The 19,446-nt window shown below is 67.9% G+C and carries 16 protein-coding genes; 9 read left to right on the top strand and 7 right to left on the bottom strand.

Translation table 11 applies throughout. The annotated features are described in order from the left end of the window. Positions 1-32: 32 nt before the first annotated feature. Genes ACQRWP_RS06755 through ACQRWP_RS06740 form a run of 4 tightly spaced genes read right to left on the bottom strand, consistent with a single transcriptional unit; the run spans position 33 to position 5,947 of the window. Positions 33-4,064 (bottom strand): hypothetical protein, encoded by a 4,032-nt coding sequence (locus ACQRWP_RS06755; protein ID WP_430501281.1) that lies wholly within the window; start codon positions 4,062-4,064, stop codon positions 33-35. Further along, positions 4,061-4,678 carry a hypothetical protein gene (locus ACQRWP_RS06750; protein ID WP_430501280.1) on the bottom strand — a complete coding sequence of 206 codons (618 nt, stop codon included), beginning with the start codon at positions 4,676-4,678 and terminating at the stop codon, positions 4,061-4,063. The genes ACQRWP_RS06755 and ACQRWP_RS06750 overlap by 4 nt, the downstream gene beginning before the upstream one ends. Then, complete coding sequence (locus tag ACQRWP_RS06745) at positions 4,671-4,961, bottom strand: hypothetical protein (protein WP_430501279.1); 291 nt, start codon at positions 4,959-4,961, stop codon at positions 4,671-4,673. Before ACQRWP_RS06745 ends, ACQRWP_RS06750 begins: the two co-directional genes overlap by 8 nt. Further along, on the bottom strand, positions 4,958-5,947 hold the full coding sequence (locus ACQRWP_RS06740; RefSeq protein ID WP_430501278.1) for a hypothetical protein: 990 nt from the start codon (positions 5,945-5,947) through the stop codon (positions 4,958-4,960). Before ACQRWP_RS06740 ends, ACQRWP_RS06745 begins: the two co-directional genes overlap by 4 nt. A gap of 1,044 nt (positions 5,948-6,991) precedes the next feature. Between ACQRWP_RS06740 and ACQRWP_RS06735 the strand changes: the two genes are divergently transcribed. Beyond that, a complete protein-coding gene (locus ACQRWP_RS06735) occupies positions 6,992-7,573 on the top strand; it encodes a tyrosine-type recombinase/integrase (RefSeq protein WP_430501277.1) in 582 nt (193 codons plus the stop codon). A 1,212-nt stretch (positions 7,574-8,785) separates the two neighbouring features. On the opposite strand, the gene ACQRWP_RS06730 is transcribed toward ACQRWP_RS06735, so the two are convergent. From ACQRWP_RS06730 to ACQRWP_RS06720, 3 genes are all read right to left on the bottom strand, one after another. Further along, the gene (locus ACQRWP_RS06730) at positions 8,786-9,571 is read right to left on the bottom strand and encodes a hypothetical protein (RefSeq protein ID WP_430501276.1); all 786 of its coding nucleotides are present in this window, start codon (positions 9,569-9,571) and stop codon (positions 8,786-8,788) included. A gap of 265 nt (positions 9,572-9,836) precedes the next feature. Beyond that, positions 9,837-11,006: a hypothetical protein gene (locus ACQRWP_RS06725; protein ID WP_430501275.1), complete on the bottom strand. Its 1,170-nt coding sequence runs from the start codon at positions 11,004-11,006 to the stop codon at positions 9,837-9,839. Between the two features lie 555 nt (positions 11,007-11,561). Further along, positions 11,562-12,818, bottom strand: a complete 1,257-nt coding sequence (locus ACQRWP_RS06720; protein ID WP_430501274.1) for an XRE family transcriptional regulator — start codon at positions 12,816-12,818, stop codon at positions 11,562-11,564. A 219-nt stretch (positions 12,819-13,037) separates the two neighbouring features. Here ACQRWP_RS06720 and ACQRWP_RS06715 point away from each other — a divergent pair, with 219 nt between their 5' ends. The 8 genes from ACQRWP_RS06715 (at position 13,038) to ACQRWP_RS06680 (ending at position 19,395) form a co-directional block, all read left to right on the top strand. Next, positions 13,038-13,886, top strand: coding sequence for a hypothetical protein (locus tag ACQRWP_RS06715; RefSeq protein ID WP_430501273.1), 849 nt, complete (start codon positions 13,038-13,040; stop codon positions 13,884-13,886). 90 nt (positions 13,887-13,976) lie between these two features. Then, positions 13,977-14,423 (top strand): single-stranded DNA-binding protein, encoded by a 447-nt coding sequence (locus ACQRWP_RS06710; RefSeq protein WP_430501272.1) that lies wholly within the window; start codon positions 13,977-13,979, stop codon positions 14,421-14,423. Positions 14,424-14,434: 11 nt separating this feature from the next. Next, a complete protein-coding gene (locus tag ACQRWP_RS06705) occupies positions 14,435-15,274 on the top strand; it encodes an FtsK/SpoIIIE domain-containing protein (protein ID WP_430501271.1) in 840 nt (279 codons plus the stop codon). Then, positions 15,271-15,597 carry a hypothetical protein gene (locus ACQRWP_RS06700; RefSeq protein WP_430501270.1) on the top strand — a complete coding sequence of 109 codons (327 nt, stop codon included), beginning with the start codon at positions 15,271-15,273 and terminating at the stop codon, positions 15,595-15,597. Before ACQRWP_RS06705 ends, ACQRWP_RS06700 begins: the two co-directional genes overlap by 4 nt. A 90-nt stretch (positions 15,598-15,687) precedes the next feature. Next, positions 15,688-16,092, top strand: a complete 405-nt coding sequence (locus ACQRWP_RS06695) for a DUF6197 family protein (protein ID WP_430501269.1) — start codon at positions 15,688-15,690, stop codon at positions 16,090-16,092. Further along, on the top strand, positions 16,089-16,769 hold the full coding sequence (locus tag ACQRWP_RS06690) for a hypothetical protein (protein WP_430501268.1): 681 nt from the start codon (positions 16,089-16,091) through the stop codon (positions 16,767-16,769). The genes ACQRWP_RS06695 and ACQRWP_RS06690 overlap by 4 nt, the downstream gene beginning before the upstream one ends. Next, positions 16,766-17,830, top strand: a complete 1,065-nt coding sequence (locus tag ACQRWP_RS06685; RefSeq protein WP_430501267.1) for a hypothetical protein — start codon at positions 16,766-16,768, stop codon at positions 17,828-17,830. The genes ACQRWP_RS06690 and ACQRWP_RS06685 overlap by 4 nt, the downstream gene beginning before the upstream one ends. After that, the gene (locus tag ACQRWP_RS06680; protein WP_430501266.1) at positions 17,827-19,395 is read left to right on the top strand and encodes a replication initiator; all 1,569 of its coding nucleotides are present in this window, start codon (positions 17,827-17,829) and stop codon (positions 19,393-19,395) included. Before ACQRWP_RS06685 ends, ACQRWP_RS06680 begins: the two co-directional genes overlap by 4 nt. The last annotated feature ends 51 nt before the right edge of the window (positions 19,396-19,446 follow it).

The raw sequence follows: 19,446 nt of genomic DNA, 5'->3' as shown, positions 1-19,446 counted from the left end.
TTCGCAGCACAGTTGTCCCACTTCAGTAGTGGTCAAGGGCTGACCTCGACCATCACCACCCGGGCCGCGACGATCAGACACAGCAGGCCCGGCGCCGGCGATACGACGTCGTTCACCTGACCGAGGAACGGGATCGCGAGGGCGACCGAACCGTCCTCGGGGCGCACGAGCAGCACGCGGTCCTTGTCCGGCAGGGCGAACAACCGGTGGTCGCCGACATGGACCACGGCAACTCGCTGCTCGTATGCGCTCGGTGCCACGTAGCGGCTCGCCCCGGCGGAGTCGAACCAGTGCACGCCGTCGCGAGGCATCGCGACGAGTGCCGCCGCGTGCGTCTGATCAGCGATCGCGGCCAACGGCCGCCCCTCCGCATGTATCCGGGCGCGGGGCCTACCGTCGAACGGATCATGCACGCTGAGACTGCCGTCGGGCGACTGCACCAAGACGAGGTCGGTGTCGCCGCCGTCCGCGGCCATCCGCGGCGAGCTGCCCTCGGGACACCGCAGCCAGCACTGGAGGCCGCCGGTGATCCGGAAGACACCGATCGGATGCTTGGCACCCCCGCCCGTGACGAGCAGCGCCCCGGCGGTGGTGTGCAGCAGCGCGCGGGACTCGTGGACGCTGGGGGCGCCCGGCGTGGGCAGGGCGTAGTTGGCGCGGTCGTGGACACCCCACAGCTCCTGGGAACCGCCATCCTGCCCGGCGACCGCGACGGACTCCTCGCCTAGCATGGCGACCGCCCAGACCTCGAAACGATCCAGATCGGATTTCATGCTCTCGCCCCGGCTCCGGGCGCGCTTCTTGTCGAACCGCTGGAGGAACTCCCCGTCGTCCTGATCGAGGAGCACCCAGGACAGCACGTCCTCGACGAGGATGGCCGCCCGCCCGCCTACCCGGGCAGGGAAGACCCGGTAGAAGTGGCCGACCGGCGGCTCGGACTGCCACTTGTCCCAGTGCAGCGTCTTGGTGTCGGTCCAGACCCGCAGCGAGCCGTCCTCCGCCGCGCTGGCCAGATAGTGGTGGTCGGTGTAGTCGCGGACCATTCCGAGACCGGTGATCTCGGCGGCGTGACCCAGGTAGCGGTAAATTCGCTTGAACGGCTGCGTCCCCCACACCGAGACCTCGTCCCCGGCCGCCACGGCGACTGACGATCCCACCCCGACCATGCGAGCGGCGATGTAACCCAGGTCGTCCTCCGACACGGCCACGGAACGGCCGTCGGCGGTGGCGCGTAGCTCGAGGCGCCCGTCGGTGCGGCCCCCCGCGATCATCGGGCCCGAAGGATGGGTGACGACGGTCGCGGCACTCCAGGACTGATCGAGGCGGATCCGGCCGAGGTTGCGCAGGCTCGGTGCGCCCCAGAGAGTCAGCTCCCAGTCGGTCACCACACAGAGCACGTCGGCCGCTCCGATCCGGAAGCCGATCACCGACTTCGGATAGCCGCCCTCGCCGCTGATCGTGCCAAGCGGATGGCCGTCGGCGGCACGAAACAGCCGTATGCCGCCGGAGTGGTTGTTGGCGGCGAACGCCCAGCAGTCACCCGCCCACACGCACGACAGCTCGTATGCCTCGACCTCGCTACGGGTCCACAACACCCGGTCACCGCCGATCAGGCGCGCCTCGATGAGGTTCTGCCCCACCCCGTACGCGATTCCGAGAATTTCATCCTCGCCCTCGTGCGGCGCCGAAGCCATCGCGGTGAGGTGTCGTCCCGCACGGCCGCCGAGCACCTGCATCGGCTCGATGAACGCCGGATCCCAGACCTCGATGCCGGACTGCGCCGGAGTGCCGTCCGGCTCGGGACGCTCGGCGGCAGTGACCAGGCGCGTGCCGCTCGCGGTGCGGATCGCCGTGAACTGGTCCAGTTTTTCGGGGCCGATGCGGATGAGCCGGTGCCCTGACGGTTTCGACGCGGTGGTCCACCTGGTGCGGCACGGCGCCTTGACGGAGAAATTCCGCTCATGCGGCGCGGCAGCCCGCATGCCCTCCCGGCTCAGCGACTGGAGCAGGAACACCCGCATGTCGACGGGGTTGTCGGCGAGCCGGGCCGCGGCACGCAGGTAGAGATCCAGGGTGGGCGACTGGTGGTTGCTGCGCTCCGCCCTGGTGACCGCGATGAGCGTGCGGCGCGGCTCGGAGAACACCATGAAGTCCGGATCGGCGAACAGGTCGAGCATCGTTCCGCCCTGATCGGCGTGCTCGGCGAGATGGTCGAGCACATACGGCGGCGCGGCGGGCCAGCCGCCCATCTCCGGCGTCAGCGCTGCGGCGAGCAGCCGGTGAACCTCCAGCTCGGTTCGGCCGGATCGTGTCCGCAGGAAGTCGGCGATGGCCTGATGCCGGACCCGGTAGAACGGCCCGCCGCTCACAAACTCGCTGATCTCGCTGAAAGCCTGCCGGATGTCGTCCGCGGTCAGGGGCATGCCGTCACTCGTCCGCAGCGCATTTGCCATCGCTGCCCAGCCGCCGTCAATCGGCACACCCGTCCCCAGCACCCAGGCGAGCGGAGTCAGGATGTCAAGCAGCTGGTCCGCGTCGACGGCGCGTTCCCGGAAATCCCGGGCGATGGCGCCGCCGATGCCTTCGGTCAGCATCTCCGCGAGTTCCCCGTCGCCCGGCTCGTAGATCGACGACTCCCGGGCGATTCCATGGGCAACCTGCGCGGCGAGGTAGAACATTCCGCCGCTGCGCGCGGCGATCACCGCGGCGACCTGGCGTGCGAGTTCCGGCTGCTTCCGGTACGGCGAAAGCGGCGTGGCCTCGAGAATCCGCGTTACCAGTCGCCGGATCCCCCGCTCCGCAGCCGGGTCGGCGTCGAGGTCGGTGCTTCCGGTCGCCGCTGCCTTGAGTTCAGCCACCTCGTCCAGGTCGACCGCATGAGCCGCCGCGGAGCGATGCGCGACGAGGACGTGGACGCCGGGCTGCGCTGCCAGCGGCAACAGGAGCCGACGCACAATTTCCAGTCGGCTCTCGGTCACCGCCTCGTCCAGCGCGTCGAAGGCCAGGTTCCAAGCATTTCTGGCGGCAGCGACCACTTCCTCCGGCGAGAGCGCGCCCTCCAGCCGCAGGCGGCGAGCGAGGTCGGCGGCGGCCGCCCGCAGGTCCAGTCTGGTCAGCGTCACCTTCGTCCAGGCGGCGCCGTCCGCAGCCGGCTCGTTCACCAGCTGGTTGACGGCCGTCGACTTGCCAGTGCCAAGTGACCCAGTGAGCAGGAACAGCCCGTTCCCGGTCTTCCCGGACGCTCGATGCCATGCCCGCACCTCGTCGAGCACGGTGCCGCGCCGGATCGACAGGTCCGCCTCGAGCAGGACGTCACGGGCGTTCGGGTCATAGGCCGGGTTGGCGAAGAACCCGGTGCCGGAGTGGACACCCACGCTGCGGGCGCGCTGGCTGCGGGAGGCCAGGTTGGTCCGCAGCCAGACGGAGGCGGCCTCGGCCAGTTCCTGCGGCGAGACCTCGGCCTTCTGGGCGGGCCACAGCATCGACGGTGGTCCGCTGGTCAGCGCGTCGGCGACCGCGTTGGCGAAGAGCATCGGCCGTGCCTCGGCCGCGCCGTAGGTGGCGCTGATCAGCGAGATCGCTGGCGGCGCCTGGTGTGCGGGAAGGCTGGGTGGTGGGGCGAGCGTCACCGCCGTGGCGACGTCCAGCGCGGTGTCCCCTGAGCCGCAGCAGTCGATCAGCATCAGGACTTGGGTGGCCTGACAGAGGCCGCCGAGCACGGCGGCCACCGCGGCGGGGTCCACGGCGCCGGTGCCGCCGGGGTCGGCCGGGTCGGTCTCGCTGGTGAACAGCCACGATCCGGTCTCGTCCGAGACCCCGTGACCGCTCCAGTAGAGCAGCAGCCGCCTTGCTGGCTGATCGAGCCGGGTCAGATAACCGGTGATCGCCATGCGTCCCACTCGGCCGGTCAGCGGCTCCGGGTCGACATCGAACCCGCCGGCGGCCAGCGCGTCGAAGACCCGCCGGATCTCCCGCTCGCCGGAGGGCAGGTCGGCGACGTCCGGGTTGTCGTACGCCGTGACGCCGATTGCGAAAGCCAGGTCGCGACGCTGGGGCACGGTCAACAGTTCACCACCCGGTCCATACGGCTGACGTCGGGCAACGGTGATGACCACGGCACCTTGCGGCCGCCCAGCTCGATCAGTAGGACCAGCCGGCCGTTCTCGACGCCGACCAGATCGCCGCAGGCCTCCCCGCTCGCGCTGCGCACCGCGTATCGCCGGTCCGGCTCGTTGGCGGGCGCGAACCAGGTCAGGCCGACCGCGACCGCGGTGAGGACGACGCCCAGGGCGGCGCACAGAACGGCGACCGGCACCAGCCGGCCGATCTGCCGGGCCCGGTCGGCACTCCACCGGCGGAAGGAGGCGCCGTTGGCGCGCACCACGACACCGGGTCGGCCGAACGACGCGTAAGCGGCAAGCGCGAAGCCCCCGAGCAGCATGAAAAACGCGGCGGCCAGCACGGTCGCGGTCGCGATCCGCCAGCCCGGCGGGATCGTGGTGAGATCGTTGCGGCCGCGGACCAGGGCGGCGAAGCCCAGCAGCGCGGTCAGGCCCCCGATCGCATTGCGCCACTGCTCGGCCTGCCGGCGAACGGCATCCAGCTCGGCAAACGGCAGCTCCCGGGCCAGCCGCGCCCAGCGGAGATCATCACTGCTGGGCAGGTCGGGCTCAGCCATCGAACTCATTCCAGAAACCGCCGCATCCCCACGCCGGCGCGTTCTCCGGGCGCCCCGCGTGCGGCTGCCCGCACTGGCACTCGACGAGATTGGGCAGCGCCGGCTGCGGACCCGCGCCCTTGGCCGGGGCGGCCTCCACCTCCAGTTGGGCGGTCGTGCCCTGGCACCGGGGACAGTGAAAACGTGCAATGGTGTCGCCGTCGCGCATGGTGCGCTCGGCCGGCTGCGGGGGGAACGGCGTGATCGCGTAGGCCACGGTCCGGTGGGCCAGTTTTCTCCTCACTCGAACCATCCGCCGAACTGTTGCTGCGCCTGTGCGACCGTGAGGACCTTCTCGCGGGCATACCGTTCCTGCTGGTCCGGACTCAGCCGGACGGCCTCCTCTGCCGCGGTGACCGCCTCGCGGATGACCGCCGGATCTTCCGTCCTACGGTGCAGCAGCACGAGCAGACCGGACAGATAGAGCAGGTACTTGCCGCGCTGCTGCGGGTCTCGAGTGGACCCCACCGCGTACCGGGCGGGGGCGACAGCTTGCTCGAGCAGCCCGGCGTCGGCGAGCTTCTCGCCTTTGATGTTGAGGCACATCGAAAGGCCGAGGTATGCCTGAGCCTGTTTCGGTGACTTAACTGCGGAACACAGGCTATACCAATGGATCGCCTCGTCGACGAGCTCCAGACGACCCGACTGGTTGGCGAGCTCCCGCAGGGCGGTGCCGAGCTTGACCAGGGCATGCGGTCGCATCCGGTGCCCCGGTGGGAGATTCTGCCCGACGCTGCGGAGCACCTCGACTGATTCGGCCAGCGCGCCCTGGTCATTGGTCGCCAGATTCCGCGACATCAGGGCCTGACCGAGCATGATTGCAAAGTTGCGCCAGGCCTCCACGTCCTGTTCGGCGCGAACGAGTGCACGGCCCTCGGCAATGGCCCGATCAAGAACTGCGAGATCTTTCGTCTGGTCGTATTGCTGCAAGCCGCGGACGAAGCTCGCCACCGAATCGCGGATGACCGGCAGATGCGGTGGTTGTTGCGGCCCGTATTGCCCAGTGGCCGGGGCGGCCTTGTTGTTGCGCCGGGCGATGAACGCAACCAGCCCTCCGCCGATGATCAGCACGAACAGCAGGCAGGCCGCGTCCGCGCCGATCGCGAACGACAGGCTCAGAAGCAGGATCAGCGAGAAGACACCGAGGAGGCGGTAGAGCCACGAGTTAAGTGGTCTCGTCTCGTTGCCGGTCGCCAACATGATCCCCTTGTGCACCAGCATCGCCGCCATGCTGGGCACCTCTACGAAGATGAAGAACAAGATCGGAAATGGCGCCATGGTTTTCGAGACCCCGTTCCACAGTGGGCTGTCTCCGCACGCCAGGGCACCATACACACGAGAAGCGCGCCACCGGCAGGTCTTTAAGGCCAATACCGGCAGGCCAATTCCGGCGAAAGTCCGCAACAGTCGGTGGAGAGCCGAAGCCGCCGAGCAGCAGCAGCGCTAGATCATTGCGCCGCAACGCGCGATATATTGCCTCGAATTTAGAGTTTATGCCCTAGTTTAGGACAACCCGAATGAAGCATCTGGGGCGCTGACCAAAGCCCAGACAGCGATGGCGGATCCAGCAACTATTCACTCACCGCAGCACAGACGGCCTTGGTACCAGCCGATCTCCTGTCGATCGTCATCGTCCCAAGCATCGCAACCTGCCGCCAAGACGTGGAAACAGGCAAAGTCGCGAGCCTATTTCCGCAGCCAACTATCTAGCTGCAAAGGGAGGCGCTGGGCCCAGATAAGCAATGAGGTGTCGGAATAATGGGGTGCATAGCGAACCGGTTAGGTTAGGGGGTTGACCCTCGTGATCCTCGTGGTGTACGGCGGGCTGCCGTCGGCGACGGTTGCTCTAGAGGCTCATTCACACACGCGCGCCCATCGCGACCTGGCGTTCACCGATGCTCCACGACTTCAGGAGTTCGGCACGCGCACAACTGTTGTCCGCAGTCCAGCGCGCTGGACTGCCTGTTGGCCCACAGGACGCCGCTCTTCGCAGGAGCCCACACGGAGGTCGCCAACGGGGTGCGCCCAGCTCTCGTTGCGGAGATCGGCGCCTCCGCCGGTCACCCGGCCTGAGGTAGCGAACCGAGCGGATCGATCCCCACCAACCCCGTACGCGACACCGGCCGGCTCCGCAAACCCCGCCGCACGGTCGTCGCCGCCCTCACCGATGAGAATCTCCAGGCCGTCCGGACGGCGATCCGCGACTGGCAGCGACCCACCCCCGGCAAGCCTGGACCACGGCACAGCGGCGACCTGGCGGACGTCGTCGACCTGATGCTCGCCACCGGCGCCCGCATCGGCGAGATCCTCGCCCTGCGATGGGAGGACCTCGACCTCGCCGCCGAACGCCCCACCCTGACGATCTGCGGCACGCTCGTCTTCGTCAAAGGCCAGGGCTTCTTCCGCCAACCCTGGGTCAAGAGCGACGCCGGCTGGCGAATGGTCGTGCTGCCCCGGTTCGCCGTCGGCATGATCATGGCCCGCAAGCTCGCCGCTGCCGGCAACCCCCACGACGCGATCTTCGCCTCCCGACGCGGCACCTGGCTCTCGCCCAACAACGTCCGCCGCCAGTGGCGTGAGGATCGCGCCGACACCGACCTCGCCTGGGTCACCCCACACACCTTCCGCAAGACCGTGGCCACCCTCATCAAGGAAGAGACCGACACGAAAAGCGCCGCAGCACAGCTTGGACACTCCAGCGAGGAATCACCGCCACGTACTACATCGCCAAACCCGCCCAAGCCCCGGACGTCTCGGACATCCTCGAGCGACTCGGTGCCGACCGCGGGCGAAGTCCCACACACGCATTGCCCAACGATGCGCAGGGGTGACGAACCTGGTCGCCGACTCCGGTAAATGGGGGGTTTCGGGGGGCGGTTCAAAACCCCATAGACAAACTTAAAGCCCTGACCAGCGTTTCCGCTGGTCAGGGCTTCTTCTCTGTCGGGACGGCCGGATTCGAACCGACGACCCCTTGACCCCCAGGACGTCGCGTCAGACAACCCCGCACGTCGGCCACGGTGGGACGGTTCGCGCGACGTACGCAGCAATGCCAGTCGTGGGCGTCGGTTCCTGACGTGTGGTCCCCATCTGGTCCCCATAGGGTTGGGCCGGATCATTAGGGCCGCTAGCCGGGAACCAACGACCTCTTCGTCCCAAACCAGGTCAAGGTCGGCCGCTCGCTTGGCCACTTCGGATTGGGCGCTGGTCAAGCTGTTGGTTGCTGTCAGCATGAGGGAGTGCGAGTGGCGACGGATTGAAAGATCATCTCCCAGGTTTCGCCTAGGTTTGCTATCCCGCCTCGGCGCCTGGCTCGTCCTCCTCCGGGTCCGCCTTTCCACTCGCAGGGCCTGTGTAGCCCAAGGCGAGAAGGTGGCTGTCGAGGATCTCATAAAGGAAGTGACTTTCGCCCACCCAAAGCCGGCGTGTGCTCCCATCGGCGCGCCTCACGATGAAGTGAATGCGGTCCGGTTGGTTCTTGTGCCGCCATGCCCTCAGCACAACTCGGTCGGCGATTACAGGCACTATGGACCCCTCTCGAACAGCGGCGGACAGGCTTTCACAACACCACATTTGATCGGCATCGTCCACAGGGACATCGCCGCGTGGCCGGACAGTGGGACGTGCTCCGGACCTCGTCGGCCGCGCAGTGGTACATCTCGAACCAAGCGGGGCAGCGCCCGGGCCTCCGGCGATGGCCGGAAACTTGACGCCGAGCAGGACATATCGTTCGGGTTCGTTGTCATCGTTCTTCGGCTCTTTGTGGCGGCGGTTGCGCCCTCGTTGGGCCGCGTGATCTTAAAGGGTGTCCGGCTCTTGATTGTCAAGACGGCGGGTGGCTCGTGTGCCGGTGTGGCATCCCGTCGCGCAAGCTTCGCTCGGCCGGGCCGTGCCTGCCCGGTCAAGGTGGAGCGCCCCACCGGACGAACGACCTTGACCGGGCAGGCACGGGCTGGCTGCCTCCGGTGTGCGACGGGCCGCCGGGGATCGGACATCCCAGAGCCGCCCAGGGTCCGGGGGCGGAGCCCCGGCCGCCGGAGGCCCTCCCGGGTTGTAGGGCCGGAGGCCCTACCCGCCGGAGGCTGCGGGACGTTCTGGCGATTCGTCGGCCAAGGAGGCCCGGGGTTCGTCCAGATCAGTACCGAGTTTGGCAAGCCACCAGCACACGACGAAACCAAGGTCGGTCATCTTGTATGTGGCAGTTCCGCGATCCCGCAACTCGGCTTCCTTGAGAAATCCTTGGTCGCGAAGATCACGCCACAACAGGACTGCGGAAGGTCCGATTCTCTGGTCGGCTTCGAGAACCCCCTGAGTAGTGGTAGTGGTACGAGCGCCCTTTGGGTCAGGCCCGGTGAAGATCTTGTGAGCAGCCGCGAGGAAGCGCGCGTGAGGGACTTCAATGTTCCGGGTCGCTGCTATGAACATCTCCGTCTCATCGATGAGGTCGCCGTCTATTGCGCCTCTAACGAACGCGCGAGCGAGCACGCGCGTCTTCCAGTCGGATTGTGCTGCTGTCGCGGCGTCCACTACGCGACCCAAGAACTCGCGTTCTCTTGCACTTGTGACGTGCTTGTCGATGAAGTCCTCGATGGGTTCCGCAGCCTCTTCGCTTACGGCGTCTGCGAACTGCCCGACGCGCTCTGCAGGGTTCAGGAGCGCCCTCGTGACGAGAAGGATGCCCTGCTCCGTCATCGCGTCGGCCAGTGCGCCAGCTGGTACGGACAGCGCGATCAAGTCGGGGTTATGCGTCACTGCGGCCGCGGTCGCCATCAGCGCTGTCACCGTCGGTCCCACCGTTCCGCCTGCTGCACTTGCAGCAACATCGATCGCAGTCCGCTTCGTAAGATCGCTCACGGCGTCCATTGTGACCGCGTCCTCCAATGAGTGTCGGCCTTGGCGGGCATACGAGACGTAAGGGCGTTCCGGAGGGGCCGTAGACGGGAAGCTTGAAGCCCTGGCTGCCGCCGGTGACGGTCGGCCGGGGCTTCGGCGCGTCCGCCGGGACTCGCAGTATCCACTGCCAGCCCGCGCCGGAAGCGAAGCGGCAAGGCGCGGGCGGCCGGCGAGTGGCCCGGCGCGGCGGCCCGCAGGGCCGCCCTTGAAGATGTATGGAAAGTTCTCACCGCCGGTCACTATGGGACAGTTTCTTGAGAGAAGACTGAAGTTCTCGCCACATCCTGTCGGCCTTTCGTTGAACAACGGGAGCCCACGTCCACCACAGAGCATGCGCTTTTTCGTTCGAAAGCAAGACAAGAGGTTCGACGCTGGCAAGGTTGTCGTCCACAAAGTCTTTAAGATTCACTCGCCCGATCTGCACGTCCCTCATGATGGACGGCATGTTCTTGACTAAAACATCCTCGCCGGGTCCGGAAACAATTGCGTCCACCGACAGCTTTTCGCCAGCTTTCAGCGGAGCCGGAGTGATCTCTAGGTTGTGCTGATTCCATCTGAGGAAACGGGACATCTGGTCCTTGCTCAGAGATCGATCGCCCAGCTTCGCCCTCACGCACTTCAGTTCGGAAGTGGGCCAATCAAGGGAAAGCGGGCCATCAAGGTGGTTCCGGCGGACCGGCCTTCCATCCTTCGCCTCGAAGACCACGAGATAGCGATGCGCGTTCGGCACCGAAACACCGTCTACCATAAGTTCAACGTGCTGGTGGAGGCTGCCTATCGGATCAACGACGGCCGGGATAACGAAAAATGTGGGGTCAAGTCTGCCGGGGACTTGGGGCCACTCTTCGGTCGTTTTGTAGATCAGCGACGTGCCGTCGAGCTTCATCTGGATGCCCTCACGCCTCGGAGGCAGGTAGGCAACTTCCTCCACCCCAGCGATGCGGGCCTCCACGAAGGGCTTAGAGGGCACCCCATCAACTACAATAATCACCTCGATCCGATCTCGCGGGTTGAGGAGAACGGGCTTAATGAGAAGGTCGCCGCCAGTTGCTTCGAGATGTGTGCTGGTCTCCAAAATTCTCGGACGGTTCCATTGCACTAGGCCAACCATGATTTGAGCTGGCTTGCCGAAGTGGATCCGGACTGGACCGGAGAAGTCGTTGATTACAATGGGTGCATTGCCGGTGTGCTCCAACCTGAACACATAGATGCTTGGGTAGATCAGAGTATGTCCATTTACTCGCGCTGCGACGGTCTCATCTTGCCAGAGCAGGAATTCATAGCGATTCACAGTGTAGTGAAGGCGTTTGAGCGCCTGCCTTCTGCCCATCCTATAAGCAGCAATCCCGGCCACCATCGAAATCGCTGCAATGACCGTCGTAACGAAAAATTCCATCGACTCCCCATCGCCCAGCTGCCGCTCGTTGGGGCCGACGGTACGCCGCGAGTGGTGGATGTTCAGACCCAGTTTTGTCAGATATCTGGCTGCGGGAACGCTGGTCCTAGGCTGCCTGCGTGTTACTACCTACAAGCAGCCGTCCGGCATCTGCCGGCAAGAAGGTGCACCAACGGCCGAGGACCGGTGACATATCTCGGAGGGCGATGCTGGCACTGGGAGCCACCTGTGCGCTGGCGCAGGCGTCCAGGTCCGAGCCATGGCATAGGTGCGCTGAACGCTTAGCGCAGGCAGAATGGCGGACGTGACGAACCCTGATGCCGACGCGGAGTGGTGGACGACCTCGGACGTCGCCGCATACCTCGGGGTGCGGGTCGGCACGGTGGCGACGTACCGGAAGCGGGGGCAGATGCCTCCGCCCGACCTGACTGTTGGGCGGACGCACGTGTGGCGGCCGGCGCACATTGTCGGCTGGCATGAGGCGCGACCCCGGCCCGGTGTCGGCGGCAGAGCGCGGACGGAGGTTCAATCGCCCTCAGGCGAGGACGCTGAACGCTAGGCGCTCGGGGCGGCCTTGACTGCCCGCAGTTCGTCCGCGAAGTCCCGCGTCTCTGGCGCGTCCGGGTACTGCTTGGCCAGCACTGACGACAGGTCCGTGGCCACCATGGCGAGCGATGGCAGCGACCGCCGGTTCCCGCTGAGCGCCTGGCGGCCGAGGTCGACGGCGCGATCCAAGTCGCCCGCTCGTGCGGCCACGACCCCAAGGGTGATCTGTGCTTCCGCCACTCTCATGGGCTTGCGCACGATGCCGCTGCTGTCCGTGGACGAGCGGATCACCTCGTCCGCGTAGACCTCAGCAAGCCCGTTCTCGCCGACGATTCGGTAGCAGTCCATCGCGTAGAAGTCGAACTTGGCCGGGTCGACGACGAAGTGGTGATCCAGGTTCTCCGGGTACGGCAGTCCTTCAAGGATGCGGCGGCCCTGGTCTAGGGCAAGCTCGACTTGACGCCGGTCGCCCATTCGCGCCCATGCTTTCGCCCGCTGGGCAGCTAGTTGGACTGCCACGCTTTGGCGCGGCGCGGCTGCCTCGCCTGCTTCGGCGGCAGCGACTACGCCGCGAAAATCACCTGCGGTCAGCGCATACCACGCCCGCATCTCCTGCGCCCAACCGACGACGTTCACGTCCCCGGACTCTTCCCCGAGCTGCAACGCCGCCCTACGGGTCGCCTCGGCTTCGGTGCGTCGACCCATGTCGTACTCGACGCAACCCACCAGGAGGGCGACCGTTCCCGCCAAGGTAAGCAGCTCTCTGTGCTGGGCGAGCGTGAGACGAGCGTCGAGAAGTGCCGTCATGCGGCGCAGCCACGTGTGTCCCTCGACTCGCAGGTCTGCCGAGTCGGCGTAGGGATACTCGCTGCACAGCCTGTCGGCGGTGATCCTCAGCCCTTCGAGGGTCGCTTGGGACACATCCGACGCGCGCATGCGAGTGACGATTTCGAGGGTGTCCAGGCCAGTGCCAGCCATCAAAGTCTTGTCGACGTCGTCGCGGCCACGTCGTGGGAAGAACGCAGCGGTGACGGTGCCGAACGTAACCGCGATGAGGCCCTTGTAGAAGTCGTCCGGCTCGGCGTCGCCCGCCTCCCAACGCTTCCAGTTTCGGAGAAGGCTGCCGTTCGACGGCAGCTCAGATGAGGCGTGCGCCCGGAGGGCTTCGACCGCCTCAGCTTGCGACCACCCTCGGGCGGCCCGTTCGTTTCGGATGCGCCGAGCCCACAGAGGCCGGCCCTCGCCCGCGCTGCCCGTGTCTCCCATGAGCCCAGTATGGCCCCGCTACGGGGGTGACAGGGAAGGGGACAGCGGCCTGACCCCGCAGTGACACCTGTCGTTCGACGAGTACCTGAGTGATCGTCATATCTACAAGTTCCGCTGCCGAGACTCGCCGACCCGGAGGGGCTGGCGATCAAGGACGCGGTGTCGTAGCGTCCGAAGTACTAACTCGGTTAGTACTTGGGTCATGGAGGGAGTCGAAGCATGGCCAAACGGTTGTTCGGTGAGCGCCCGGTGGGCGCGGTGACGTTGGTGGAAACGCCGGTGTCGCGGTCGTACGCGCAGAAGGCTCGGGTGGCGTTCCTCGTCGTGGCGGCGTCCGTCGCCCTGGTGGTGGCCGCTACCGCGTCGGTGACGGTGCCCCTGGTGCTTGCGGTGGTGATCGGGCTGTTGTCCGGCGCGGTGTGTGGCCTGGTGGTCGCCTCCGTGGTCCGGGTGTGGCCGGCGCTACGGGTGCTGTGGTGGTGGGCGTTCGAGATCGTCGCTGCGGTCACGCTCTTCGTCGGCATGGCGTACCTGTCCCGGGCGACGCACCCGGCGGTGCCGCTGGTGCTCCTGGTCCTGGTGCTCGGCGTGGTCTTCGGTGTCGGCCGGGTCCGTCGCCGGGTGTCGGCGTGGGTGTGGTGCGTGGTGGTGCGGCATCGGCTGCGGCTGTGCTTCGCGGAGTTCATCCGCTCGGCGTCTCGGCTGCACCCGGGTCGGTTGCCGCTGATCTTGTGGGCGCGGCCGACGCCGGCCGGGGAGCGGGTGTGGGTGTGGCTGCGGCCAGGCCTGGACCTGATGGACCTGGACGGCAAGGCGGACAAGCTCGCGGTGGCCTGCTGGGCGGGCGAGGCGCGAATGGTTCGTGCGTCGGCCAAGCATGCAGCCCTGGTGCGGGTCGACATCACCCGTCGTGACCCGCTGACTGGCCTGGTGGCCTCGCCGCTGTCGGCCTGGGTGGCGTGGATGCGCGACGAGAACGCCCCGGTATCGCCGGCCATGCCGCCGCTGGGCTTGGACCTACTGGACGTGCCGGAGCCGGCACCGGAGCAGCGCAACTCGCGCCGCTGATTCATGCAAGTTGCACAAGTTGTTCAACAGATGCGCGGTGTCCGTTCTCTACTGGCTCACCGCACGGAACTGATCCAAGGAGGATCTGCAATGGCAAACGACACGACCGTGACGGTGGTCGGCAACCTGACCGCCGACCCGGAGCTGCGGTTCACCCCGGCCGGGGTGGCGCTGGTGAAGTTCACCGTGGCGTCCACGCCTCGGGTGTTCGACCGCGCCTCGGGCGAGTACCGCGACGGTGACCCGCTGTTCCTGACCTGCACCGCGTGGCGGGACCTGGCGGAGCACATCGCCGAGTCCCTCGCCAAGGGCACCCGCGTGGTGGTGGCCGGTCGGCTGCGGCTGTCGCGGTGGGAAAACGAGGAGGGCGAGAAGCGCTCCGCGTACGGCCTGGACGTGGACGAGGTCGGCCCGTCGCTGCGGTTCGCCACGGCGACGGTGAAGAAGATGTCCCGGACCCGCTCCGGTGGGGACGGATTCACCCCGGAAGCGCCGGCGGATGACCCCTGGTCGACCGCTGCGCCAGCGGCGGCCTGAGCGGGCCGGCGATGTCGACGCTGACCGCTCCTCCCGTACCGGGTGGCATGCCCGCCGACCCGACCGTGTCGATCTTCGACCCGGTGCATGTCGGGGTGGACGAGTTCGGCCACCCGGTGCAGGTCCCGCTGATCTACCGCAACTTGTTGATCGGTGGGGAACCGGGCGGCGGCAAGTCGACCCTGCTGAACCTGATCGTGGCTCACGCCGCCCTGTCGCTGGACTGCCGGCTGTGCCTGCTGGACGGCAAGCAGGTCGAGTTGGGCCAGTGGAAGAGCTGCGCCGACGTATTCGTCGGCCCGGACATCATGCATGCCCTGGCCACGCTGCGGCGGATGCAGATCGTGATGGACAACCGGTACGCCTACCTGGAAGTTGAGGGCCGCCGGAAGACCCAACGCGATGACGTGTTCAGCCCGATCCTGGTCGCCATCGATGAGATCGCCTACTTCTCGGCCACGGTCGGGGACAAGAAGACCCGGGAGGACTTCGCGGGTCTGCTGCGGGACCTGGTGGCTCGGGGCCGGGCGGTCGGCATCATCGTCGTCGCGGCGACGCAACGCCCGTCGTCCGACATCATCCCGACGAGTCTGCGGGACCTGTTCGCCTGGCGGTGCGCCTTCCGGTGCACCACTAACGTGTCCTCCGACATCGTATTGGGGCACGGGTGGGCAGACCGCGGCTGGTCGTCCAACACGATCAGCCCAACCAATCCCGGCGTGGGACTGCTCATCGCCGAGGGTGGCATCCCGCAACTGATCAAAGCCGCGTACCTGGATGACGCGGCCTGCGCCCGGATCGCGACCTACGCCGCCCGCATGCGGGCTGACCGCAAGGGGCGTGCGGCATGAGTATCCGTATCCGACCCCGGCCGGCCACTTCGTCAACCTGGCCGACCACCGACGACCACCTTCACCCGGACTGGTGCGCCCGAGGGCACGCCTGCGGCCTGGGCGAGCACCGGGCACAGCCGGTCACGCTCCGGGTTCCCGGTCACGGTGTGGTGGTCCTGACCCGGGTGCTGGCCGCCGATGGCAGCCAGCACGCCGAGATCCGAACCCGGATCAGCCTCGCGGCCGGCGACACCAACGCCCGGTCGCACCTGATGCGGATCGTCAGCGAGTTCGACGCGGCCCTGCGGCGGATGGTCCGCCCTCAGCGCCGAACCCCATAGAAACGGGCCGGCAGCACCGGGATTCGCCCTGAGAAAGCACCCCGGACACAGCCGACCCGCCCCATCAACAGCCCGGAAGGAGCTGCCGTCATGCACGCTACCCAAAACACGGTCGCCGAGCAGGTGACCACCCCGGCCCGCACGCTGCGGGACGCCGCCCTGTACCTGTCCCGCCACGGCTGGACGCAGGGCGCCTACTACGACGCCACGTCGGGGTCGTTCACGCCCCCGGCCTGTCTGGTCGGCGCAGTCGGCATGGTCTGCTACGGCGGACCTGTCGACGCTCCGGCGCTCAACCACGCCGACCCCGGCTACCTGGACTTCGCCATCGCGCTCGACGTGGTCGAGGCTCAGATCGGCTACACCGACCCTGACCCCGAGCACTGCGACGCGTACGGGTTCAACGACGCCAAGGACCGCACCGCCGATCAGGTGATCGCGCTCCTGCGGGCGGCTGCGGACCAGTGGGACCGTACCAACGGCGGTGCGGCATGAACAAGAACACCGTCAAGCCCGGCTTGACGCGCACCCGCACCAAGCGCGCCAAGCAGTCGGTGGAGACCACCGAGTTCGACGCATTCGTGCGGCGCATCCTGCGGGCGTATGCCCGTCGGGTCGCTGCCGGCGACATCGAGGCGCTGCGGTCACTCGCGACCCTGTCCACTGACGTGGACGCCGTGACCCGGCTCGCCGTCGCTGGTCTGCGGCAGGCTCCGTACCGGTACTCCTGGGCGGAGATCGCCGACCGGCTGGGCGTGTCCCGGCAGGCGGTGCAGATGCGCTACGGCGACCGGTCCGACCGCGTCGCCCTGGACGAGCGGCTCATCCGCGCCGGCCTCGGCGTCACGGTGGCGATCCTCGCGCAGGTGTTCGCCGATCACTACCCCGGTAGCCCGGCACCGTCACTGTGCCCCGGCTGCGGCTTCCGCTACCCCGACGGGGTGACGGACTGCCCGACCAACGCCACGGTTCGTCCGCTGCTGTATCGACGGCGCGGCGAAGACAAGCAGGCGCTGTCCGTGCTGACGCCTGACCAGTTCGCCGACCTGCACAACCTCAAGACCGCCCGGACCAACCGGACGGCATCCCGCAGGGCGGCCCAACCCACTTCGCTGCCTTCCGGTGAGGAACCGACCCTGTTCGGCCTCGCTGACGGGAGGGCCACGGCGTGACCACCAACCCGAATCCAACCTCTACCCGGCTGGTGGCCGGTGAGCCCCGGCTGGCGTCGATCGCCTCGTGGGCGGTGCTGGCCGCGTCGTTCGGCCTGTCCTCCTCCACCTGGATCGCGCTGGCCGAACTCGCCGGCTTCACCGCCCGCATCACGGTCCCCGGCACCTCGGTCAGCCTCGCCCTGGCCTGGCTGATGCCCATCGCGGTCGACGGCTACGTGGTCGTCGCCCTGGTGCTGTGGATGGCCCCCGTACCCGCACAGGTCGCCGCATTCGCCAAGAAGAACACCTACGGTGCTGCCGGCATCGGCATCGCTGCCCAGTCGGCGTACCACCTGCTGTCCACCTTCTCCACCGGAGTCGAGGTGTGGCGCGTGGTCCTGGCCGCGATCGTCGGGGCACTGCCCCCGGCCGTCGCCGGCCTGGCAGTGCACATGCGCGCCCTGCTCCGCCGGGGAAGCGGTCGAACTCTGACCGCCGCCACTGGCACCGCACCAGCGTCCCCGGCACCCGCCAAGACGCCAGCCCCAACCGTCACCGTTCCCGCCGTCCCGGCACCGACGCCCGGCCGGCCCGAGCTGCCCATCATGCCCACCATCGACCCCGCCGAACCGGCACCGACGCCGGCCCAGCCCGAGATCCCGACCCCGGCCCAGATCGCCACCCGGATCACCGCACCGCGACCGGCCCCCACCCCGGAGCCGTCGACGCCCGCACCCGATGCGACTGCCCGCCCCGCCCGTCCCCGACCGAGCAAGCCCGAAGACACTTCGGCACCGATGTTGGCACCGTCCACCACTGACACTCCTGTCACCGCGTCTGACGCTGCCCAACTTCCCCTGCCGATCGTGGCCCCGGACCTGCTCGCCCGAGCGAACCGCGTCGCGAAGCAGTACCGCACCGAACACGGCACGCCGATCACCCCGGGCCAACTGGCTGTCCGCCTCAAGGTGACCTCCGATGAGGCCACGCAAGCCCTCGCGGTCCTGGACCTCGATCCGAACACCAACAACCGACCCGTCCAGCCCGCCAACGGACGCCCCGTGAAGGCGACCCGTTGACCGTCTCGACGCTGACCGTCGTACCCGAAGCACCTGCTTCGGGTACGGCCCCGTGCGCCGAGCCGACCGCTCAACCCTGGTACGCCACGTCCGCCGATATCCGGCTCCAGGCCGCTGCCCGGCTGACGCAACCCGACTTCGCCGGTTGGCTGCGCCACGTCCGCCCGGCCGCTGGCTGCACCCGCCCGATCCGCCTGGTCGGCACCATGGCCACCGTCGAGGCCGCCACCGGCCGCCTCCTGTCCGAGCGGTCAACAGCCGACATGCCCGACGGCGTCATCTACAAGCCGTGCGGCAACCGCCGCGCCGCCGTCTGCCCGACCTGCTCCAAGCTCTACCAACGCGACGCCTACCAGGTCGTGCGCGCTGGCCTCGTCGGCGGTAAGGGCGTGCCCGAGCAGGTCGCGCACCACCCGGCGGTGTTCCCGACCTTCACCGCGCCGTCCTTCGGCGAGGTGCACACCCGCTACGTCAAGCGGCACACCTGCACCCGCCGGACCGCCTGCGACTGCCGACCGGAGCCGTGCCACGCTCGCCGAGAGCTGAAGGTCTGCCCGCACGGCGTGCGACTGGTCTGCTTCGCCCGCCACGAGGAGACGGACGCCCGGCTGGGCACGCCGCTGTGCCTCGACTGCTACGACCACGACGCGCAGGCGGTCTGGAACCTCTCGGCCGGGGAGCTGTGGCGGCGCACCACCATCGCCATCAACCGCTACATGCACCGGCTGGCCACCGCACGCGGCATCCCCGACATCCCCGTGACCTCACCGCGTACCGGTAAGACCCGGTGGGTGTCCCCGGTCCGGCTGTCGTTCGGCAAGGCCGCCGAGATGCAACGGCGCGGCGTCGTGCACTTCCATGCCATCATCCGGCTGGACGGCCGGAACCCCGACGACCCGGACGCCATCGTGCCGGCCCCGCCGCAGCTCGACGCCGCCGACCTGGTGGCCGCCGTTGACCACGCCACCGCCACCGTCGGCTTCACCACCGCCGACCACCCCGCCCGCCCCGGCGGCTGGCCGATCACCTGGGGCAGCCAGGTGCTGACCAAGGTGATCACGGTGGCTGGCCGGGGCGAGGTGACCGACGCCCAAGTTGCCGCGTACCTGGCCAAGTACGCCACCAAGTCGACCGAGGTAACCGGCCACGCCTCGAATCGGCTGACCGGCGACACCATCGACATCTACGCCGACCCGGCCGGCAGCCACTCCGAGCGCCTGATAGACGCGTGCTGGATGCTCGGCACGCCCCGCGATTGGCGGAGGCTGCGCCGCTGGGCGCACATGCTCGGCTTCGGCGGCCACTTCCTCACCAAGTCCCGCCGCTACTCGATCACCTTCGCCCTGCTGCGCAACCAACGCGTCGTGTTCCGCCGCACCCAGAGCAGCGGGCCGCAGGAAGCCGCGGACGGCACCGAGCCGACGACGCTGGTGGTCAACTTCCTGCAATTCGTGGGCGCCGGCTGGCACACCACCGCTGACGCGCTGCTCGCCAACGCCTCCGCCGCAATGGCCCGAGAGCACCAAGACGCGGCACGCGAATACCTACAGACCCTCGTCGCCTGACGCGCATCCGGCGTCAAGCCCACCTTGACAGTAGAACCGACAACATGGGGA

It is taken from the genome of Micromonospora trifolii (assembly GCF_050516465.1).
GTDB classification, from domain to species: Bacteria; Actinomycetota; Actinomycetes; order Mycobacteriales; family Micromonosporaceae; genus Micromonospora; species Micromonospora trifolii.
The sequence above is the reverse complement of the archived record's forward strand: the minus strand, read 5'-3'. Positions and strand labels throughout refer to the sequence as shown.